The following is a 17,603-nucleotide window of genomic DNA, read 5'->3' as shown; positions in this document are numbered from 1 at the left end:
AATATGCATTATTTCTATGCAAAATAATTCGCCATCCACCAGTTCAGTTAATATTACTCGCTGCTTCTGGCTATTTATTGTATTGCTGCTCATCACGATGGGGTTGTATGGCTACAACTATACCAATGCTTATCTGACAGATAAAAAGCACGCATTAACCAATATTGCCACCGGTTTGCAGCAACGTATTGATGACTATCGTTACCATACTTATCAAATCTATGATTTAGCCAATAACCCTACTCTATCTGATAAGCATATTCTCACTGCGCAGGAAATCCGTCTGCGCCCCGACATTTACTATATTGAAAAGCCGCGCAGAAAAACTGACGCCGTCATTTTTGGTAATCATGAGCCCGCAACGCTGCCCATGACATTGCAGTTGTCCGATTATCTCGACAACCACTGGGGCTCCCAGAATGATACCTACTCAATGTATTATCTGAACGGCCAAGATAATAGTCTGGCACTCATCACCACGCAGGCCTTAAAAGAAGTCACTTCGCGCTTTAAAGAGAGTTACTTGACGGCTGCGGCAGAGTCTCGCCGGGCAGAAATGCTCCAACAGGCCAATACCTTAGATGAAAGAGAAAGTTTCTCGCCACTGCGAAAATTGCGCTTCCAGAATGCCTACTATTTTACGCTACGAACCACCTTTAACCATCCCGGTCATCTGGCGACCGTTATTGCCTTTGATTTGCCCATTAATGACCTAATTCCGCCCAATATGGCGCGTTCGAGCTTCCTGCTTCAACAGGATAAAACCCCCATTAATGAAGGTATGGCTCCGGAGGATATTGCCGCAGCCAGTGTGACACTCAATGGCTACTGGGTTGAATTCTCCGCCCCGCTGACAAACGCCACACTGAAAATTGTTTATCGTGTGCCGATCAGTGTGCTGGCCATCGATTTGCTGAGGAACAACTTCTGGCTGATCCTGGCCAATATTCTGCTGCTGTCATTGGCCGTGGTAGGTATCTATTTTATTCGCCGCCAATTCGTACGCCCTAGCGCCGAGATGGTCGATCAATTAGAAACGCAGAAGTCATTGAGCCAGGAAATCATTACCAGCCTGCCACAAGGATTGCTGGTGTATAATTTCAGCAACAATGCTGTGGTCGCCAGTAATCAGATAGCAGATAACCTGATGCCCCACCTTAATCTGCAAAAAATTGCCCATATGGCAGAGCAGCATCATGGGGTAATTCAGGGCACCGTGAATAATGAAGTTTACGAAATCCGCATGTTCCGCAGCAAAATTTCACCGGAAACTTATCTTTTCCTGCTAAATGATCAAGATAAAGAAGTGTTGGTCAATAAAAGGCTGCAACAAGCCAGACGTGAATATGATAAGAGCCTGCAAGCACGGAAACTGATGTTGCATAATTTGGGGATTGAGTTGAATCAGCCGGTGAATCAGCTCAACCAGCTAGCCAAAACATTACAAAACACCACTGACGTCGAGTCGCAGCATGAATTGACGGCTAAATTGGTCGAACAATCTGAAGATATCATTGAGTTGATTGACAACATCACCCTGCTGACTCGTCTGGAAACACAAGATTGGCAACCGGAGCAGCACAGTTTCTCTCTATCAGCATTAATCGACGATCTACTGCTGGAGTTGCTGCCGGCGATTAATCGCAAGGGGTTGACTCTGTTTAATCACTACCGTGTCAATATTGACCAGAATTATATCGGCGATGAAAAAGTATTACGCAAAATACTTTCACTGTTGCTGCATTACTCCATTATTACGACGGCTTACGGTAAAATCACGCTAAATGTTGACCACGAACCGGGTCACCCTGAGCAACTGCTTATTCAGATAATTGATACCGGCGCGGGTATTTCTGACGAAGAGATCAGTAACCTTAATTATCCTTTCCTCAGCCAAACACTGGTCGATAGATACAATCACAGCTCGGGGTTAACATTCTTTTTATGTAACCAATTATGTAAAAAATTAGACGGTCAATTAGAGATTCGCAGCAAAGTGGATATAGGCACTCGTTATACTATCCGAGCGACAATTGCTGTTCAGAATGAAGAAGCGGAGGAACCAGAGAAGTTATTGGACGGTGTTACGGCTTTATTAGATATAACCTCTGAAGAAGTGCGTTCTATCATCACAACATTATTGAATTCGTTCGGTGCTAACTGCATTATCGTGGATGACCGTTTACCCGGTAGGGACTACGATGTAACGCTAACGGATAACCCGCAACACTATGATAATTTTACTTTATTACTGGCACCAGACGAAGTCGGCTTACAGCAGTTGCAGGATAATTATATTCGGGTAAATTATAATTTAGGAAGTGCAGTCATTGATGCAATATTATTATTAATCGAACAGCGCATTTTATCAGATGAATCCTCTGGAACTTCTGAATCCATTGCTGACGATGATATAAATGCATACGAGCAACAACTAAAATCCAGTGACTATTATTCCTTATTTGTTGAGACAGTACCGGTAGATCTGAAGAAACTGTATACTGAACTTCAGCAACGTGATTTCATATCGCTTTCGCAGACCGCACATCGATTGAAAGGCGTATTTGCTATGTTGAATCTGCTTCTCGGCAAACAACTATGTGAAACATTAGAACAGCATATCGCAGATGGCGATCGGTTGAAGATCGAAAATAGCATCAGTCAAATTGATTCTTTCGTCACCAGACTGTTGCAGCAAGGTAACCCATAACCATGAACAACCTTAATGTAATTATTGCTGATGACCATCCAATTGTGTTGTTTGGCATCCGAAAGTCGCTTGAGCAAATTGAATGGGTAAACGTTGTTGGGGAGTTTGAAGACTCCACTGCGCTTATTAACAATTTGTCTAAACTTGATGCCAATGTGCTAATTACCGACCTCTCCATGCCTGGAGATAAGTACGGTGATGGCATCACGTTGATTAAATATATAAAACGGCACTACCCTGATTTAGCCATAATTGTACTAACAATGAATAATAACCCAGCTATTCTCAGTTCAGTTTTGGACTTGGATATTGACGGGATTGTATTAAAGCAAGGCGCACCAGCTGACTTACCTAAGGCCTTGGCTGCATTACAGAAAGGGAAAAAATTCACTCCTGAGAGTGTGGCAAAACTACTAGAAAAAATCAGTGCGAATGGCTATGGTGATAAACGTTTGTCACCGAAAGAAAGTGAAGTTTTACGGTTATTTGCTGAAGGTTTCCTGGTTACAGAGATCGCCAGAAAGCTTAATCGCAGTATTAAAACCATCAGTAGCCAGAAGAAGTCAGCGATGCTGAAACTGGGCGTTGATAATGATATTGCGCTGTTAAACTATCTTTCTTCCGTCACTATCGGTCAAGATAAAGAATAACTCTCGGCCCTAAACCCGTGGTGTTATTAACAACACCACGGGTTTATTTATTTCTGCCTTTCCATTCGCGCTACAAATGTATTAATCCCTGACGACTTTAATGGCAATAGGTTTAACGCGCGCGTCGTACCTTGTCGCTGTAATAACGCAGCATTTGCCGCAAGGTATCCAAAGTCACAGGCTTAGATAAACAGTTATCCATCCCCGCTTCAATACAGCGTTGTTTACCTTCAGCTAATGCATTAGCCGTGACGCCAATCACTGGGAAGTTATGATTCAATTGACGCAGGCGCTGCGTCAAACGATAACCATCCATATTTGGCATATTCACGTCAGTCAGCACAATATCAACGTTATTAGCACTCAATACCGCCAGCGCATCCAGCCCATCATTCGCCGTAATCACTCGATAGCCCAATGTGGTGAGCTGATCGGCCAATAACCGCCGATTGATAGGATGGTCATCCACCACCAAAATTTGCAGGTCATCATTATCATCCTGATTGGTTCTAGCGGCTGGCAAAGGCAATGGCGCATCCTCAGCCAATGATTGCTCCAGTAGTATGCTGTCCAATAATGGGATGATTTCCAGCAGCGTCGATGTACTCAGCAACCAATAACCAGGACGTGTCTCTTGCGGCAAACCAATGTGTTCGATGGATAGCTGAATCCAGGTCGCCAGTGGCGAGTTTATCTGTGGTAGATAATCACAAATCAGGACTTGATCTTGCAAAGTCTGTTCATTGCTATAGCGCTGGATGGTGGCACCGAAATGACTTAACAGATCGAGTAAATAGCTTTCGAGGCGCGCATTGCGAATATCCAACCACAGTACTTTTCCTTGCCAGCGGTCACTGGGCGGCAATACCGTATTTTTAGCCTGATACAGCGGAATACGAATAGCAAAAATACTGCCCATTCCCAGCTCGGAAACAACCTCAACGTCCCCGTCCATTAAGTTGACCAACTTCTCGCAGATAGCCAGACCTAATCCCGTACCTTGAAAATGGCGCTGAACTCCAGTTCCCACTTGGAAGAAGGGATCGAATAACTGGTTTATCTCACGGGCATTAATTCCCACCCCGGTATCCCGTACCCGGAACTCCAGATAATAACCACGAACCCGGACCTGCAAGATGATGCAGCCAGTATCGGTAAATTTAATAGCGTTATTCAACAAGTTAGAAATCACTTGTTGTAAGCGAACCGCATCCCCCAGCATCAGACGAGGGACATCTGGCTCAATAAAGCAATACAGGCCTAAGCGCTTTTTCACGACCAGTGGCAAATAGTTCGCGGTGATATGCGTTATCACCTCCACAGTAGAAAACTCGCTCGGCTCAATTTTCAGTTGCTCAGATTCTATTTTGGAGAAATCCAGAATGTCGCTGATAATTTTCAGCAACAAACCAGATGAGTTATTCATCGCGGTAACTAACCGGTCAACGCCTTGAGGCAACTCTTTGGTTTGCAATAAATCGAGGTTACCTATAATGCCATACAGCGGAGTGCGCAATTCATGGCTGACGGTCGCCAAAAACATCGATTTGGATTGGCTGGCCTGCTCTGCTGCTGCGGCCATCTCTTGCAACGACTCTTCCATTTTTACCCGCGAACTGACATCCACCAGCACGCAGATAGCCACATCTTCATTACGATAACGCGAGTGAACAAAGCTGATTTGCAGATTGTTATTATTACTGGTCATCACATCGACAAAATTGGCTTGTTGCTCACAGATAATGCGCGTAATGCGCTCGCGATCCTCATTTGTCAGCAAGTTAATATAGTTATGTGCTAATTCATTACTGAGGATATTGGTGCCGTCGCTAATCCGCAGGATGGAGATTCCCACTGGTGCAGAAGCAACAATTTTGCGATTAAATTGCTCATGTTCTTCCAGCCTTAACGCATTGTCTTCAGCCGGGTGGAACATTTTGCGCTCAAATAACCAGGCCAGAGTGAATATCACCACAGCAGAGAGCGTATTGAGCAGTAATGCATTAAAAATTAATAGCTTGAATATCTCTATAATCGTTTTAACAGGCAAAGAGTAAGCAATGCTTAGCGGGGATGGCAGTAAATTCTTTTTCAGAATAAGGTAATTATAATCATCCACATAGCCAAAATAAGAGGGTGTATCTGGATAGTCATTCAACATCGAGGCGGAGCGCTCCCCCGTTGCCAAACGCAATACCGGTTCATTGTCCTGATCCAGCAGAGTCACCCCCACTGGCAGCGGCCCTGACGAGATAAAATCTTCCAAACGAATAGTTTGCTCAGTCCCCACCAAGGCTTCTAACTTGTTGCCGACATAAAGTGGGCTCATAACATATAAGGTGCCAATTTCAGGGCGCACGCCAGGTACAATCCAATACAGGGTGCTGTCTTTATCCTGATTATTGGCCTCCCGATATTTTAAAATATGTTCATTCAGTGACTTGAGTAAACTCTCTTGCTCCATCGGGACATTACGAATATCGAAGTCCACCATGCACAAGGTATCACTGCCAATGAAGAATATCCGATTCAGGTCATAAGCGGCGGCGAAGTTCTCTTTCCAGTACAAAATAAGGTTACTGAGAGAATCTAATGACGAGTGACGCGATGAGTTAAGGGTGGCGCAGTCGGCCTGTGAGCTGAGCGGGTAATATTTGGGGGTGGTCTTATTTTTAATAAAAGCCCCGGCCGCGATATCGCTGCTCGCCGAATTCTGGCTTAAGCGGTTTTCCGCCATGTATTTGATATCGCGAATAATGTCGGAAGAGTGCCTAATGTAGCTCTGGGCTTGATCAAAGTTAGTATTATATTCCTGACGAATATCAGATTTTTTCTCATTAAGAATGTTCAGGATATAAAAAGTGGTCAACAGCGCGCCCAGTGACCATAGCATGACGGCCAATACCCGAAATAGGTAGCGGGATATTTTCAGTGTAGTGCGAAATGAAGAAAGATATTTCAATCTGATACCATGGTTAAAGCATCGCCCGGCAGGCTGAGTGAGTAACAGAATACACTACCAATAAGCCATAAAAAAGCCAGCTCGTAAGCTGGCTGTTTCATTTACAGATGACGCGTTATGCGTTGTCGTCTTCTGCTTCATCGGTAGCAGTGTCATCTGCTTCCGGTGTGTTCAGTGTCGCGTTTTCTTCGCCACTTTCTTCACCTTCCAATGATTCGCCATCAAGGATTTCATCATCCTCTTCTGGCTCTGCTACACGTTGCAGGCCGACCACATGCTCATCTTCCGCAGTACGGATCAGTGTCACACCTTGGGTATTACGCCCCACGATGCTCACTTCAGACACGCGGGTGCGCACCAGAGTACCGGCATCAGTGATCATCATGATTTGGTCGGTTGGTGTCACTTGGACGGCCCCCACGACTTTACCATTACGTTCACTGACTTTAATGGAGATAACCCCCTGAGTCGCACGGGACTTAGTTGGATATTCTTCCACTGCAGTGCGTTTACCGTAACCATTTTCAGTCACAGTCAGGATTTCACCATCACCGCGTGGGATAATCAGAGAAATAACCCGATCATCACCATTGAGGTTGATACCACGTACACCGGTTGCAGTACGGCCCATAGAGCGAACCTGTGCTTCCGGGAAGCGGACCACTTTACCCAACGCGGAGAACAGCATAACTTCATTGCTGCCGTCGGTCAGATCCACACCAATCAGCTCATCGCCTTCATTCAGGTTGACGGCAATAATACCGGCACTGCGTGGGCGGCTAAACTCGGTCAATGCGGTTTTCTTCACGGTACCGCTGGCGGTAGCCATAAAGATGTGGCGACCTTCTTCATATTCCCGAACGGGCAGAATGGCGGTAATACGCTCATTTGGCTCAAGCGGCAATAAGTTGACGATCGGACGCCCACGGGCACCACGACTGGCTTCCGGTAACTGATAAACCTTCATCCAGTAGAGACGACCACGGCTGGAGAAGCACAAAATAGTATCGTGGGTGTTGGCAACCAACAGGCGATCAATGAAGTCTTCTTCTTTGATACGTGCCGCTGATTTACCCTTACCACCACGACGTTGAGCTTCGTAATCACTCAGCGGTTGATATTTGACATACCCCTGATGGGACAATGTCACTACCACATCTTCCTGATTAATCAGATCTTCGATATTGATGTCAGAGGTATTCGCAGTGATTTCAGTGCGGCGAGCATCATTATATTGCTCTTTAATTGCCACTAACTCTTCGCGGATAACTTCCATCAAGCGCTCTGGGTTTTCCAGAATAAAGATCAGTTCACCAATGATGGTCAGCAGCTCTTTATACTCATCCAGCAGTTTTTCATGCTCCAGGCCGGTCAGTTTCTGCAAGCGCAGATCCAAAATCGCCTGAGCTTGTTGCTCGGTGAGGTAATACTTGCCGTCACGGATACCGAACTCAGCTTCCAGCCATTCAGGGCGGGCAGCATCATCACCGGCACGTTCCAACATTGAGGCAACGTTGCCTAATTCCCATGGGTTGGCAATCAGACCCGCTTTCGCTTCCGCAGGGGTTGCTGCACGGCGAATCAATTCGATAATCGGATCGATGTTAGCCAATGCAATCGCCAGCGCTTCAAGGATATGCGCGCGGTCACGAGCTTTACGCAGTTCAAAAATAGTACGGCGTGTCACCACTTCACGGCGGTGGCGCACAAAGGCAACCAGAATGTCTTTCAGGTTAAGCAATTTAGGCTGCCCTTGAGACAGAGCCACCATATTGATACCGAAAGTCACCTGCAATTGCGTCAGAGAGTAGAGGTTATTCAGAACCACTTCCCCAACCGCATCACGTTTGATTTCAATCACGATACGCATGCCGTCTTTATCAGACTCATCACGCAACGCACTGATGCCTTCTACACGTTTTTCTTTTACCAGCTCGGCGATTTTTTCAATCAACCGCGCTTTGTTCACCTGATACGGGATCTCGTGAACAATAATGGTTTCACGACCCGTTTTAGCGTCAGCTTCGACTTCAGCACGGGCGCGAATATACACCTTGCCACGGCCGGTACGATAAGCTTCTTCAATACCACGGCGACCATTGATAATCGCTGCGGTTGGGAAGTCTGGCCCCGGAATATATTCCATCAGCCCTTCAATGCTGATGTTTTCATCTTCGATATAGGCCAGGCAGCCATCAATAACCTCAGAAAGGTTATGTGGCGGAATATTGGTTGCCATCCCGACGGCAATACCTGACGAACCGTTAACCAACAGGTTAGGGATTCGGGTCGGCATTACGGCAGGGATTTGTTCCGTACCATCATAGTTAGGCACGAAGTCAACGGTGTCTTTTTCTAAATCCGCTAACAACTCGTGAGCAATTTTAGACATACGGATTTCGGTATAACGCATCGCTGCGGCGGAGTCGCCATCAACGGAACCGAAGTTACCCTGCCCATCCACCAGCATATAGCGCAGTGAGAACGGCTGGGCCATACGCACTATTGTGTCGTAGACCGCGCTGTCACCATGCGGGTGATATTTACCGATAACGTCCCCGACTACACGGGCCGATTTTTTATATGGTTTATTCCAGTCATTACCCAGTACATTCATCGCAAACAGTACGCGACGGTGAACCGGTTTCAGTCCATCCCGGACATCTGGTAAAGCACGTCCGACAATAACGGACATCGCATAATCCAGATAGGAGCTTTTCAGCTCTTCCTCGATGTTGACCGGTGTGATTTCTCTGGCAAGGTCGCTCATTGAGCCGCTATCCCTCTACTAATTACCGGATTTAAAGGTACGAAACTATATCACAAAACCCAGATTTTGGCGAAACTACATTACGCTCAGCTGAAACAGCATTGCGCTTAAGTGGTAGACACAAAACTGCGCCAATTGATGGGGAACATGTATAATCCGCGCAAAGAAACACAACAGTGAGAACCGGTCATGCGTGCAGATACCACAGCCCCTCATCATAATGTCGATGAACAAGAAATCGCTAAGTTTGAGGCAGTTGCCTCTCGTTGGTGGGATTTGGAGGGGGAATTTAAACCTCTCCACCGCATCAACCCCCTGCGGCTTGATTACATTTTGCAGCGCTCTGGCGGTATTTTCGCTAAGAAAGTGCTGGATGTCGGTTGCGGTGGCGGCATTCTGGCTGAAAGTATGGCGCATGAAGGGGCACAAGTGACCGGGCTGGATATGGGCTATGAGCCGCTACAAGTCGCTCGCCTGCATGCGCTAGAAACCGGCACTAAACTGGATTATGTTCAGGAAACGGTTGAAAGCCACGCGCAAAAGCACCCGCAACATTACGATGTAGTGACCTGCATGGAGATGCTGGAGCACGTTCCTGACCCCGCTTCAGTTATTCGTGCTTGCGCACAACTCGTCAAACCCGGCGGTCATGTCTTCTTTTCCACCATCAACCGTAATACTAAATCCTGGCTGATGGCGGTAGTTGGCGCGGAATACATTCTGAAAATGGTGCCAAAAGGGACCCATGATTCGAAAAAGTTTATCCGCCCATCAGAACTTATCGGCTGGGTAGATCAAACCCCACTGCGCGAGCGCCATATTATCGGGCTACATTACAACCCGATAACTGACCATTTTAAGCTCGGTCGCAACGTCGATGTAAATTATATGGTTCATACTCAGAAAGCAGACGACAGCACCGCGGTGTGACGTATAAAAACTAAACAATGCCCGATAGATTTCGCGTTGTGGCTAGCATCACTGCGACGCGAAAGATAAAGGATATTTCCAGCGTTTAATAAATCAGCAAACGGTCAAACTTTTAGGATTTTCAGCAGAATCTTATCCCCCAGATTGGCAACCGAAGATCGCCAGTGCTGACGCAGGTTGTGAGGGTTTCGTAACAATTCACCCCCAAGTTATCCACACAATTCATCGATCTTGTTCACTTGCCAAAAGTCTCAATACTCACTATCTTGTTATCTATCTACTACCCACCCCCTATATATTGTGTTTACATACTGAACAATACACTACGACCTCAATGATTATCGCAATCATGGAGAGCGTAAATTTGTGCTGTATAGACATAGAGTAAGGGGGAACAAAGGTCCCGAACACATGAACCAAAGCCTACTTGTTACTAAACGCGATGGCAGCAAAGAACGCATCAATTTGGATAAAATCCACCGGGTCATCGACTGGGCCGCGGAAGGTTTACATAACGTCTCAGTATCTCAAGTAGAGTTGCGTTCACATATTCAGTTTTATGATGGTATTAAAACTGCTGATATCCATGAAACTATCATTAAAGCTGCCGCTGATCTGATCTCGCGCGACGCGCCGGATTATCAGTATCTGGCTGCACGTCTGGCTATTTTCCATCTGCGTAAAAAAGCCTACGGTCAGTTTGAACCGCCGAAATTGTTCGACCATGTGACGAAGATGGTCGATATGGGCAAATACGACAAGCATCTGCTGGAAGATTACACCGCAGAAGAGTTCGAACAGATGGACACTTTCATCGACCATTGGCGCGATATGAACTTCTCCTATGCAGCGGTTAAGCAGTTGGAAGGCAAATATCTGGTGCAGAACCGCGTCAGCGGTGAGATCTATGAAAGTGCCCAATTCCTGTACATTCTGGTTTCTGCCTGTTTGTTCTCAAACTACCCACGCGAAACCCGTCTGGATTACATCAAACGTTTCTATGATGCGATTTCTACCTTTAAGATTTCGCTGCCAACACCGATTATGTCTGGTGTTCGTACCCCAACTCGCCAGTTCAGCTCTTGCGTGTTGATTGAATGTGGTGACAGCCTGGATTCTATTAATGCCACCTCCAGCGCCATTGTGAAATATGTGTCACAACGTGCCGGTATTGGTATCAATGCGGGTCGTATCCGTGCGCTAGGTAGCCCAATTCGTGGCGGTGAAGCCTTCCACACCGGGTGTATTCCATTCTACAAACACTTCCAGACCGCCGTGAAATCCTGCTCACAGGGTGGCGTTCGTGGCGGTGCGGCCACTCTGTTCTACCCAATGTGGCATTTGGAAGTTGAGAGCCTGTTGGTGCTGAAAAACAACCGTGGCGTTGAAGGCAACCGCGTACGTCATATGGATTACGGCGTACAAATCAACAAACTGATGTATCAGCGTCTGTTGAAAGGCGAAGATATCACGCTGTTCAGCCCATCCGATGTGCCGGGGTTGTATGATGCGTTCTTCGCTGATCAAGATGAATTTGAGCGCCTTTATACTCAATATGAGCAAGACGACAGCATCCGTAAGCAACGTGTGAAAGCCGTCGAGTTATTCTCTCTGATGATGCAAGAACGTGCCTCTACTGGCCGTATCTATATTCAGAACGTGGATCACTGCAACACCCACAGCCCGTTTGACCCGAAAATTGCGCCGGTGCGCCAGTCAAACCTGTGTCTGGAAATTGCGTTGCCAACGAAACCGTTGAATGACATCAACGATGAAAATGGTGAAATCGCGCTGTGTACCTTGTCAGCATTCAACTTGGGTGCCATTGACAGCCTTGATGACTTAGAAGACTTGGCCGTGCTGGCGGTACGTGCGCTGGACGCCCTGTTGGACTATCAAGATTACCCGATTGCTGCGGCACAACGTGGTGCGATGGGCCGTCGTACCTTGGGTATTGGCGTGATTAACTTTGCTTACTATTTGGCGAAGAACGGTGTTCGTTATTCCGATGGCAGTGCCAACAATCTGACGCACCGCACCTTTGAAGCTATTCAGTACTATTTGCTGAAAGCCTCGAATGCGCTGGCCCGTGAGCAAGGTGCTTGCCAGTGGTTCAACGAAACCACCTATTCGCAGGGTATTCTGCCGATCGATACCTATAAGAAAGATTTGGACAATATCAGCGACGAGCCGCTGCATTACGATTGGGAAACGCTGCGCAAAGACATTCAGACTTACGGCCTGCGTAACTCCACGTTGTCAGCGCTGATGCCGTCCGAGACCTCTTCGCAGATTTCCAATGCCACCAATGGTATTGAGCCACCACGCGGATATGTCAGTATCAAAGCATCGAAAGACGGTATTCTGCGCCAAGTGGTTCCTGAGTATGAACGTCTGAAAGATGCTTACGAACTGCTGTGGGACATGCCAAATAACGACGGTTACCTGCAACTGGTCGGTTTGATGCAGAAGTTCGTCGATCAGGCGATTTCAGCTAACACCAACTACGACCCAACTCGCTTCCCGTCCGGCAAAGTGCCAATGAAGCAGTTGCTGAAAGACTTGCTGACGACTTACAAATTTGGCGTAAAAACCCTTTACTATCAAAACACCCGTGATGGTGCTGATGATGTGCAGGAAGATATTCAGAGTCAACCTGGTGATGATGACTGTGAAGGCGGTGCATGTAAGATCTGATTTTTAGTTCCGGCCCTCCCCCGGTTCAATAAGGCGTGTTCGTGATAACGCGCCAACCGGGGGATGATTCATTTTGTCGCTAAATACAGAATGTCATGGGCCTCTCTTCATTTGCCTTTTGCTGTTCCCTGAGGAAATCATGGCCTATACCACTTTTTCGCAAAATAAAAACAACCAGTTGCTCGAGCCGATGTTCTTTGGTCAACCCGTCAATGTGGCGCGTTTCGACCAGCAAAAACACGCTATTTTCGAGAAACTGATTGAAAAGCAACTGTCGTTTTTCTGGCGTCCGGAAGAGATTGACGTCTCTCGGGATCGTATCGATTATCAGAATCTGCCAGAACACGAAAAACACATTTTTATCAGCAACCTGAAATACCAAACCTTGCTGGACTCTATTCAGGGCCGCAGCCCTAATATCGCCCTGTTGCCACTCATCTCGATTCCTGAGTTGGAAACCTGGGTTGAAACTTGGTCATTCTCGGAAACCATTCACTCACGTTCTTACACGCATATCATCCGCAATATCGTTAATGACCCTGCGATTGTTTTCGATGATATCGTGACCAACGAAGAGATCCTAAAGCGCGCGAAAGATATCTCGGCGTATTATGACGATCTGATTGAGATGACCAGTTACTACCATCTGCTGGGCGAAGGCAGTCATCAGGTTAATGGCAAAACGGTGGTGGTTAATCTGCGCGAGCTGAAAAAACAGCTTTATCTGTGCTTGATGAGTGTGAATGCACTGGAAGCTATTCGTTTCTATGTCAGCTTCGCCTGTTCCTTTGCCTTTGCCGAGCGCGAACTGATGGAGGGCAATGCGAAAATCATCAAAATGATTGCGCGCGATGAAGCCCTGCATCTGACGGGCACTCAACATATTCTAAATTTGATGCGCTCAGGCGAAGACGATCCTGAAATGGCCGAAATTGCCCAAGAGTGCCAGCAGCAGTGTTATGAGCTGTTTGTTCTGGCCGCAGAACAAGAGAAAGAGTGGGCCGAATATCTGTTCCGCGACGGCTCCATGATTGGTCTGAATAAAGATATTTTATGCCAATATGTTGAATATATTACTAATATTCGCATGCAAGCTGTGGGTCTCGGTGTGCCATTTGCTATTCGCACCAATCCAATTCCGTGGATCAATTCGTGGTTAGTTTCCGATAACGTGCAAGTTGCACCGCAGGAAGTTGAAGTCAGTTCTTATCTGGTCGGTCAGATTGATTCAGAAGTCAGTGCTGATGACCTGAGTGATTTCGAGCTGTAATCGATGAAATCTCTAGTGACGTTGAGCACCACCGGTGCTCAACTTACCCCCCCAGCGAATAGCCGCAATTTGTTGGAAACGCTCGAACACCATCAGGTACAAATCGAGTACCAATGCCGCTCCGGCTATTGTGGCTCTTGCCGCCTGCGTTTGCTGAAGGGCGAGGTTTGCTATCACCAGCAACCGCTGGCCTTTATCCAAACCGGTGAGATCCTGCCCTGCTGCTGTCAACCACAGGGTGATATTGAAATCGAGCTTTAGTGACCGACCCTTATCGAGAGATTGTATTGTCAAAACATAAGCTTGGCTTATTCCTCATCAAGAAAGTTCGGATTTCACCTATAATCAGACTCCCGGTTGTGTGATATTTTACTGTCGGTATTACCTGATAAATCATAGGGACAAAAAATGAAAATAGTGTCAATCGCGATAACCAGCCTGTTAATGGCAGCATCGGTCAGTACTTTTGCCGCCACAGAGCCGCAGCTTGATCGGCAACAGCCGTTAGAGAAGATTGCGCCTTATCCACAAGCTGAAAAAGGCATGAGCCGCCAGGTAATTTTCCTTGATCCACAAGAAGATGAAAGCCGCTTCAAAGTTGAATTGCTGATTGGAAAAACCCTTGAAGTTGACTGTAACCGTCATATGCTCGGTGGCAATCTGGAAACCAGAACTCTGTCTGGTTGGGGATTTGACTATCTGGTGATGGATAAAATCTCAGAACCGGCCTCTACCATGATGGCCTGCCCGGACAACAAGCGCCGCCCACAATTTATCGCCGCCAATCTGGGTGATGCCGGAATGCAGCGCTACAACAGCCGACTGCCAATTGTGGTGTATGTACCGCAAGGTGTTGATGTGAAATACCGAATTTGGGAAGCAGGCAAGGAAGTCAGAAGTGCGCAGGTGAAATAACCCGCGCGATAAACTCAATAACACAAAAGGCAGAATATAAATTCTGCCTTTTCGTTTCTGCGATAATTACAAAATCTCAACCACTTCCAGCCAGCCGTGTTGACCGCAGACTGGGCTGCCCTTCAGCCAGCGGCGTAACATATCCAATGCCAGCATGGCGCTACTTTCCTGACGAATACGCAACCCATGGCGGCTGGCCTGATAACGTACTGTCTGGGCAAAAGTCCCATCAGGGGTATGCAGCGCCACACTTAGACAATCATTTTGCATGGCACTCACGGCCAGCACCACCTGCGCACCGCACAGCATAGATAATGACTGAGCGCGGCTGGCAACTTCGGCTAAGGATTCTTGGCAATGGGCCGGTAATAGCTCGCCCCCCGCCAATGGTGCGCTCGCACTCTGTAACTGCCAGTGCATCAATCCGCCAGTAAATTGCTCGCTGACTGCCAACAGCAACCCGCGCTGCGTCAGTTGTTCAGCCAACAATGCTGGCAAACCCTGGGTACCTTCAAAGATGGTGCTGTCGCCCGCCACCGCCCTTACCTGCTGCCACACTTGCTCCATCGCCGCACGCTGCGAGGCTGGTCCGGTTAATTTCAATTCAATGATAGGTGCAGATGAACGATAGCCGAGCACCGCCCCCTGTGGGAGTGGCAGCGGATCTAGCTCTAGCGCCAAATCACTTTCTGAGCGGCCAAAGGTGGTCATTCGTAAGCATAATGGTGGCTCAGCCACCTCAAAATGCTGGCGTAACCGCGGCATAATCTGCTGCTTAACCATCACTTTAAATTCTGACGGCACGCCGGGGGTGAAAAACATTAAGCACTTATTAAGCTGTAATGCGAAACCACAGGCAGTACCAACCGGGTTATCCAGCATTTCTGCATTGGCCGGAATATGGGCTTGCTTGCGGTTAGTCGCCGACATCACCCTGCCGCGCTCATGAAAGAAAGCCTCCATCCGCGCAATCCATTCAGGATGCTCAATCAGCTCCGTTCCAGCGGCTCGCGCTGCCGCCAATGCACTCAGATCATCACTGGTTGGCCCAAGCCCGCCATTGACAATCAACACATCGGCCACCTGGCTGCGCTCAGTTAACACCTCAATAAGAGCCGAGAGTGAATCACCGACAGTTTCCCTACTGCTGATGGGTAATCCCTGATTAAACAAATAATCTGCCAGCCATGCAGCATTGGTATCAATAATCTGCCCATGTAGCACTTCATCCCCGGTACTCAACATCTCAACTCTGATCATTTTCTTCTCCGTTCAACCCATACCACTCACTTTATGAATCTCAGCACCTAAACACAATCATTTCCCACTGGGATAAAAAATAAGCGCAATAAATGTATCTGTTTTCATATACCTATTAATGTAAACATAATATTACACTGCGCGTAACGTCGATTTGACACAAATAGGCCAATCTACTACTCTGCTGCACTCAATAATTCCAATAAATTGTCATGTAGTAGAGGAAAGCGTGAAGAATCGCACTCTGGGCAGTATATTTATCGTTGCCGGCACCACCATTGGTGCAGGTATGCTGGCTATGCCACTGGCCGCTGCCGGTGTTGGCTTTGGCGTTACACTTGCATTGTTAATTTCTCTTTGGTTATTAATGTGTTATACCGCATTACTCTTAGTTGAAGTCTATCAGCACGAAGCGGCAGATACCGGGCTGGGTACCTTGGCTAAACGTTATCTCGGCAATCGAGGCCAATGGATCACCGGCTTTAGCATGATGTTTCTGATGTATGCACTGACGGCAGCCTATATCAGTGGTGCTGGCGAATTGCTGGCAACCAGTATCAGCCAATGGACTCAGCACTCATTTCCCACCTCACTCGGCGTGCTGCTGTTCACCCTGGTTGCCGGTGGCGTGGTCTGTATCGGAACCCACTCGGTCGATTTATTTAACCGTATCCTCTTCAGCGCCAAAATTATCTTCCTGATTGTGATGTTGGCATTGATGATGCCGCATATTGAAAAAACCAACTTATTGACGCTGCCATTGGAACAAGGGCTGGCTCTCTCGGCTATTCCAGTGATTTTCACTTCATTTGGTTTTCATGGCAGCGTACCAAGTATTGTCAATTATATGGGCGGCAATATTCGCAAACTGCGCTGGGTATTTATTATCGGCAGCGCCATTCCGCTAATTGCTTATATTTTCTGGCAATTGACCACGTTAGGCTCCATTTCCTCCCCGACTTTTATGGGTATTTTGGCGCAGCAAGCTGGGTTAAATGGGTTATTGCAAGCGGTGCGCGATGTGGTGGCCTCTCCCCATGTTGAGCTGGCGGTTCACTTGTTTGCCGATTTGGCGCTGGCAACCTCATTCCTCGGAGTGGCATTAGGGCTGTTTGACTATCTAGCAGACTTATTTAAACGCCGTAATTCAGTGCGCGGCCGCCTGCAAACCGGCGTCATTACCTTTGTGCCGCCGCTGCTGTTCGCGCTGTTTTATCCACGTGGCTTTATCATGGCGCTGGGCTTTGCCGCCGTCGCACTATCCGTGTTGGCATTAATTCTGCCCGCGATGCTGGCGTGGAAAGCACGTAAAATTCATCAGGGAAGTTATCGAGTCTGGGGCGGGAAACCGGCACTGGCCGCGGTATTTGCTTGTGGAGTTGTGGTCATTAGTATTCAGGTGGGAATTGTTACTGGCGCGCTACCTGCGGTTGGGTAAG

At 47.4% G+C, this 17,603-nt stretch carries 11 protein-coding genes; 8 read left to right on the top strand and 3 right to left on the bottom strand.

The annotated features are described in order from the left end of the window. Positions 1-16: 16 nt before the first annotated feature. Both rcsD and rcsB read left to right on the top strand, forming a co-directional pair. A complete protein-coding gene (rcsD, locus tag N0H69_RS10460; RefSeq protein ID WP_050145428.1) occupies positions 17-2,710 on the top strand; it encodes a phosphotransferase RcsD in 2,694 nt (897 codons plus the stop codon). A gap of 2 nt (positions 2,711-2,712) precedes the next feature. Beyond that, positions 2,713-3,360, top strand: a complete 648-nt coding sequence (rcsB, locus tag N0H69_RS10455) for a response regulator transcription factor RcsB (RefSeq protein WP_004389433.1) — start codon at positions 2,713-2,715, stop codon at positions 3,358-3,360. Positions 3,361-3,472: 112 nt separating this feature from the next. Here the strand turns inward: rcsB and rcsC are convergent, their stop codons facing one another. Both rcsC and gyrA read right to left on the bottom strand, forming a co-directional pair. Continuing rightward, the gene (rcsC, locus tag N0H69_RS10450) at positions 3,473-6,322 is read right to left on the bottom strand and encodes a two-component system sensor histidine kinase RcsC (RefSeq protein WP_050151009.1); all 2,850 of its coding nucleotides are present in this window, start codon (positions 6,320-6,322) and stop codon (positions 3,473-3,475) included. A gap of 115 nt (positions 6,323-6,437) precedes the next feature. Continuing rightward, complete coding sequence (gene gyrA, locus N0H69_RS10445; RefSeq protein ID WP_050151007.1) at positions 6,438-9,092, bottom strand: DNA topoisomerase (ATP-hydrolyzing) subunit A; 2,655 nt, start codon at positions 9,090-9,092, stop codon at positions 6,438-6,440. 189 nt (positions 9,093-9,281) lie between these two features. Between gyrA and ubiG the strand changes: the two genes are divergently transcribed. The 5 genes from ubiG (at position 9,282) to eco (ending at position 14,904) form a co-directional block, all read left to right on the top strand. Next, positions 9,282-10,022: a bifunctional 2-polyprenyl-6-hydroxyphenol methylase/3-demethylubiquinol 3-O-methyltransferase UbiG gene (gene ubiG, locus N0H69_RS10440; RefSeq protein ID WP_050106136.1), complete on the top strand. Its 741-nt coding sequence runs from the start codon at positions 9,282-9,284 to the stop codon at positions 10,020-10,022. A 411-nt stretch (positions 10,023-10,433) separates the two neighbouring features. Next, positions 10,434-12,719, top strand: a complete 2,286-nt coding sequence (gene nrdA, locus N0H69_RS10435; RefSeq protein WP_050120860.1) for a class 1a ribonucleoside-diphosphate reductase subunit alpha — start codon at positions 10,434-10,436, stop codon at positions 12,717-12,719. A 139-nt stretch (positions 12,720-12,858) separates the two neighbouring features. After that, positions 12,859-13,989, top strand: coding sequence for a class Ia ribonucleoside-diphosphate reductase subunit beta (nrdB, locus tag N0H69_RS10430; protein ID WP_050132956.1), 1,131 nt, complete (start codon positions 12,859-12,861; stop codon positions 13,987-13,989). A gap of 3 nt (positions 13,990-13,992) precedes the next feature. Further along, on the top strand, positions 13,993-14,250 hold the full coding sequence (gene yfaE, locus N0H69_RS10425; RefSeq protein ID WP_050120859.1) for a class I ribonucleotide reductase maintenance protein YfaE: 258 nt from the start codon (positions 13,993-13,995) through the stop codon (positions 14,248-14,250). Positions 14,251-14,397: 147 nt separating this feature from the next. After that, positions 14,398-14,904, top strand: a complete 507-nt coding sequence (gene eco / locus N0H69_RS10420; RefSeq protein ID WP_050106132.1) for a serine protease inhibitor ecotin — start codon at positions 14,398-14,400, stop codon at positions 14,902-14,904. Between the two features lie 66 nt (positions 14,905-14,970). Here the strand turns inward: eco and N0H69_RS10415 are convergent, their stop codons facing one another. Then, the gene (locus N0H69_RS10415; RefSeq protein WP_050151005.1) at positions 14,971-16,164 is read right to left on the bottom strand and encodes a nicotinamide mononucleotide deamidase-related protein YfaY; all 1,194 of its coding nucleotides are present in this window, start codon (positions 16,162-16,164) and stop codon (positions 14,971-14,973) included. Positions 16,165-16,393: 229 nt separating this feature from the next. Here N0H69_RS10415 and tyrP point away from each other — a divergent pair, with 229 nt between their 5' ends. Next, positions 16,394-17,602: a tyrosine transporter TyrP gene (gene tyrP / locus N0H69_RS10410; RefSeq protein WP_050106130.1), complete on the top strand. Its 1,209-nt coding sequence runs from the start codon at positions 16,394-16,396 to the stop codon at positions 17,600-17,602. Position 17,603 lies beyond the last annotated feature (1 nt).

The sequence above is a fragment of the Yersinia alsatica genome, assembly GCF_025133195.1.
Lineage (GTDB): Bacteria > Pseudomonadota > Gammaproteobacteria > Enterobacterales > Enterobacteriaceae > Yersinia > Yersinia alsatica.
The sequence above is the reverse complement of the archived record's forward strand: the minus strand, read 5'-3'. Positions and strand labels throughout refer to the sequence as shown.

Excerpts from the sequence above, each read along its gene's own strand:
- gyrA (WP_050151007.1), bottom strand. The coding sequence starts at position 9,092 with ATGAGCGACCTTGCCAGAGAAATCACACCGGTCAACATCGAGGAAGAG.
- ubiG (WP_050106136.1), top strand. The coding sequence starts at position 9,282 with ATGCGTGCAGATACCACAGCCCCTCATCATAATGTCGATGAACAAGAA.
- N0H69_RS10415 (WP_050151005.1), bottom strand. The coding sequence starts at position 16,164 with ATGATCAGAGTTGAGATGTTGAGTACCGGGGATGAAGTGCTACATGGG.
- nrdB (WP_050132956.1), top strand. The coding sequence starts at position 12,859 with ATGGCCTATACCACTTTTTCGCAAAATAAAAACAACCAGTTGCTCGAG.
- nrdA (WP_050120860.1), top strand. The coding sequence starts at position 10,434 with ATGAACCAAAGCCTACTTGTTACTAAACGCGATGGCAGCAAAGAACGC.
- yfaE (WP_050120859.1), top strand. The coding sequence starts at position 13,993 with ATGAAATCTCTAGTGACGTTGAGCACCACCGGTGCTCAACTTACCCCC.
- rcsB (WP_004389433.1), top strand. The coding sequence starts at position 2,713 with ATGAACAACCTTAATGTAATTATTGCTGATGACCATCCAATTGTGTTG.
- rcsD (WP_050145428.1), top strand. The coding sequence starts at position 17 with ATGCAAAATAATTCGCCATCCACCAGTTCAGTTAATATTACTCGCTGC.
- eco (WP_050106132.1), top strand. The coding sequence starts at position 14,398 with ATGAAAATAGTGTCAATCGCGATAACCAGCCTGTTAATGGCAGCATCG.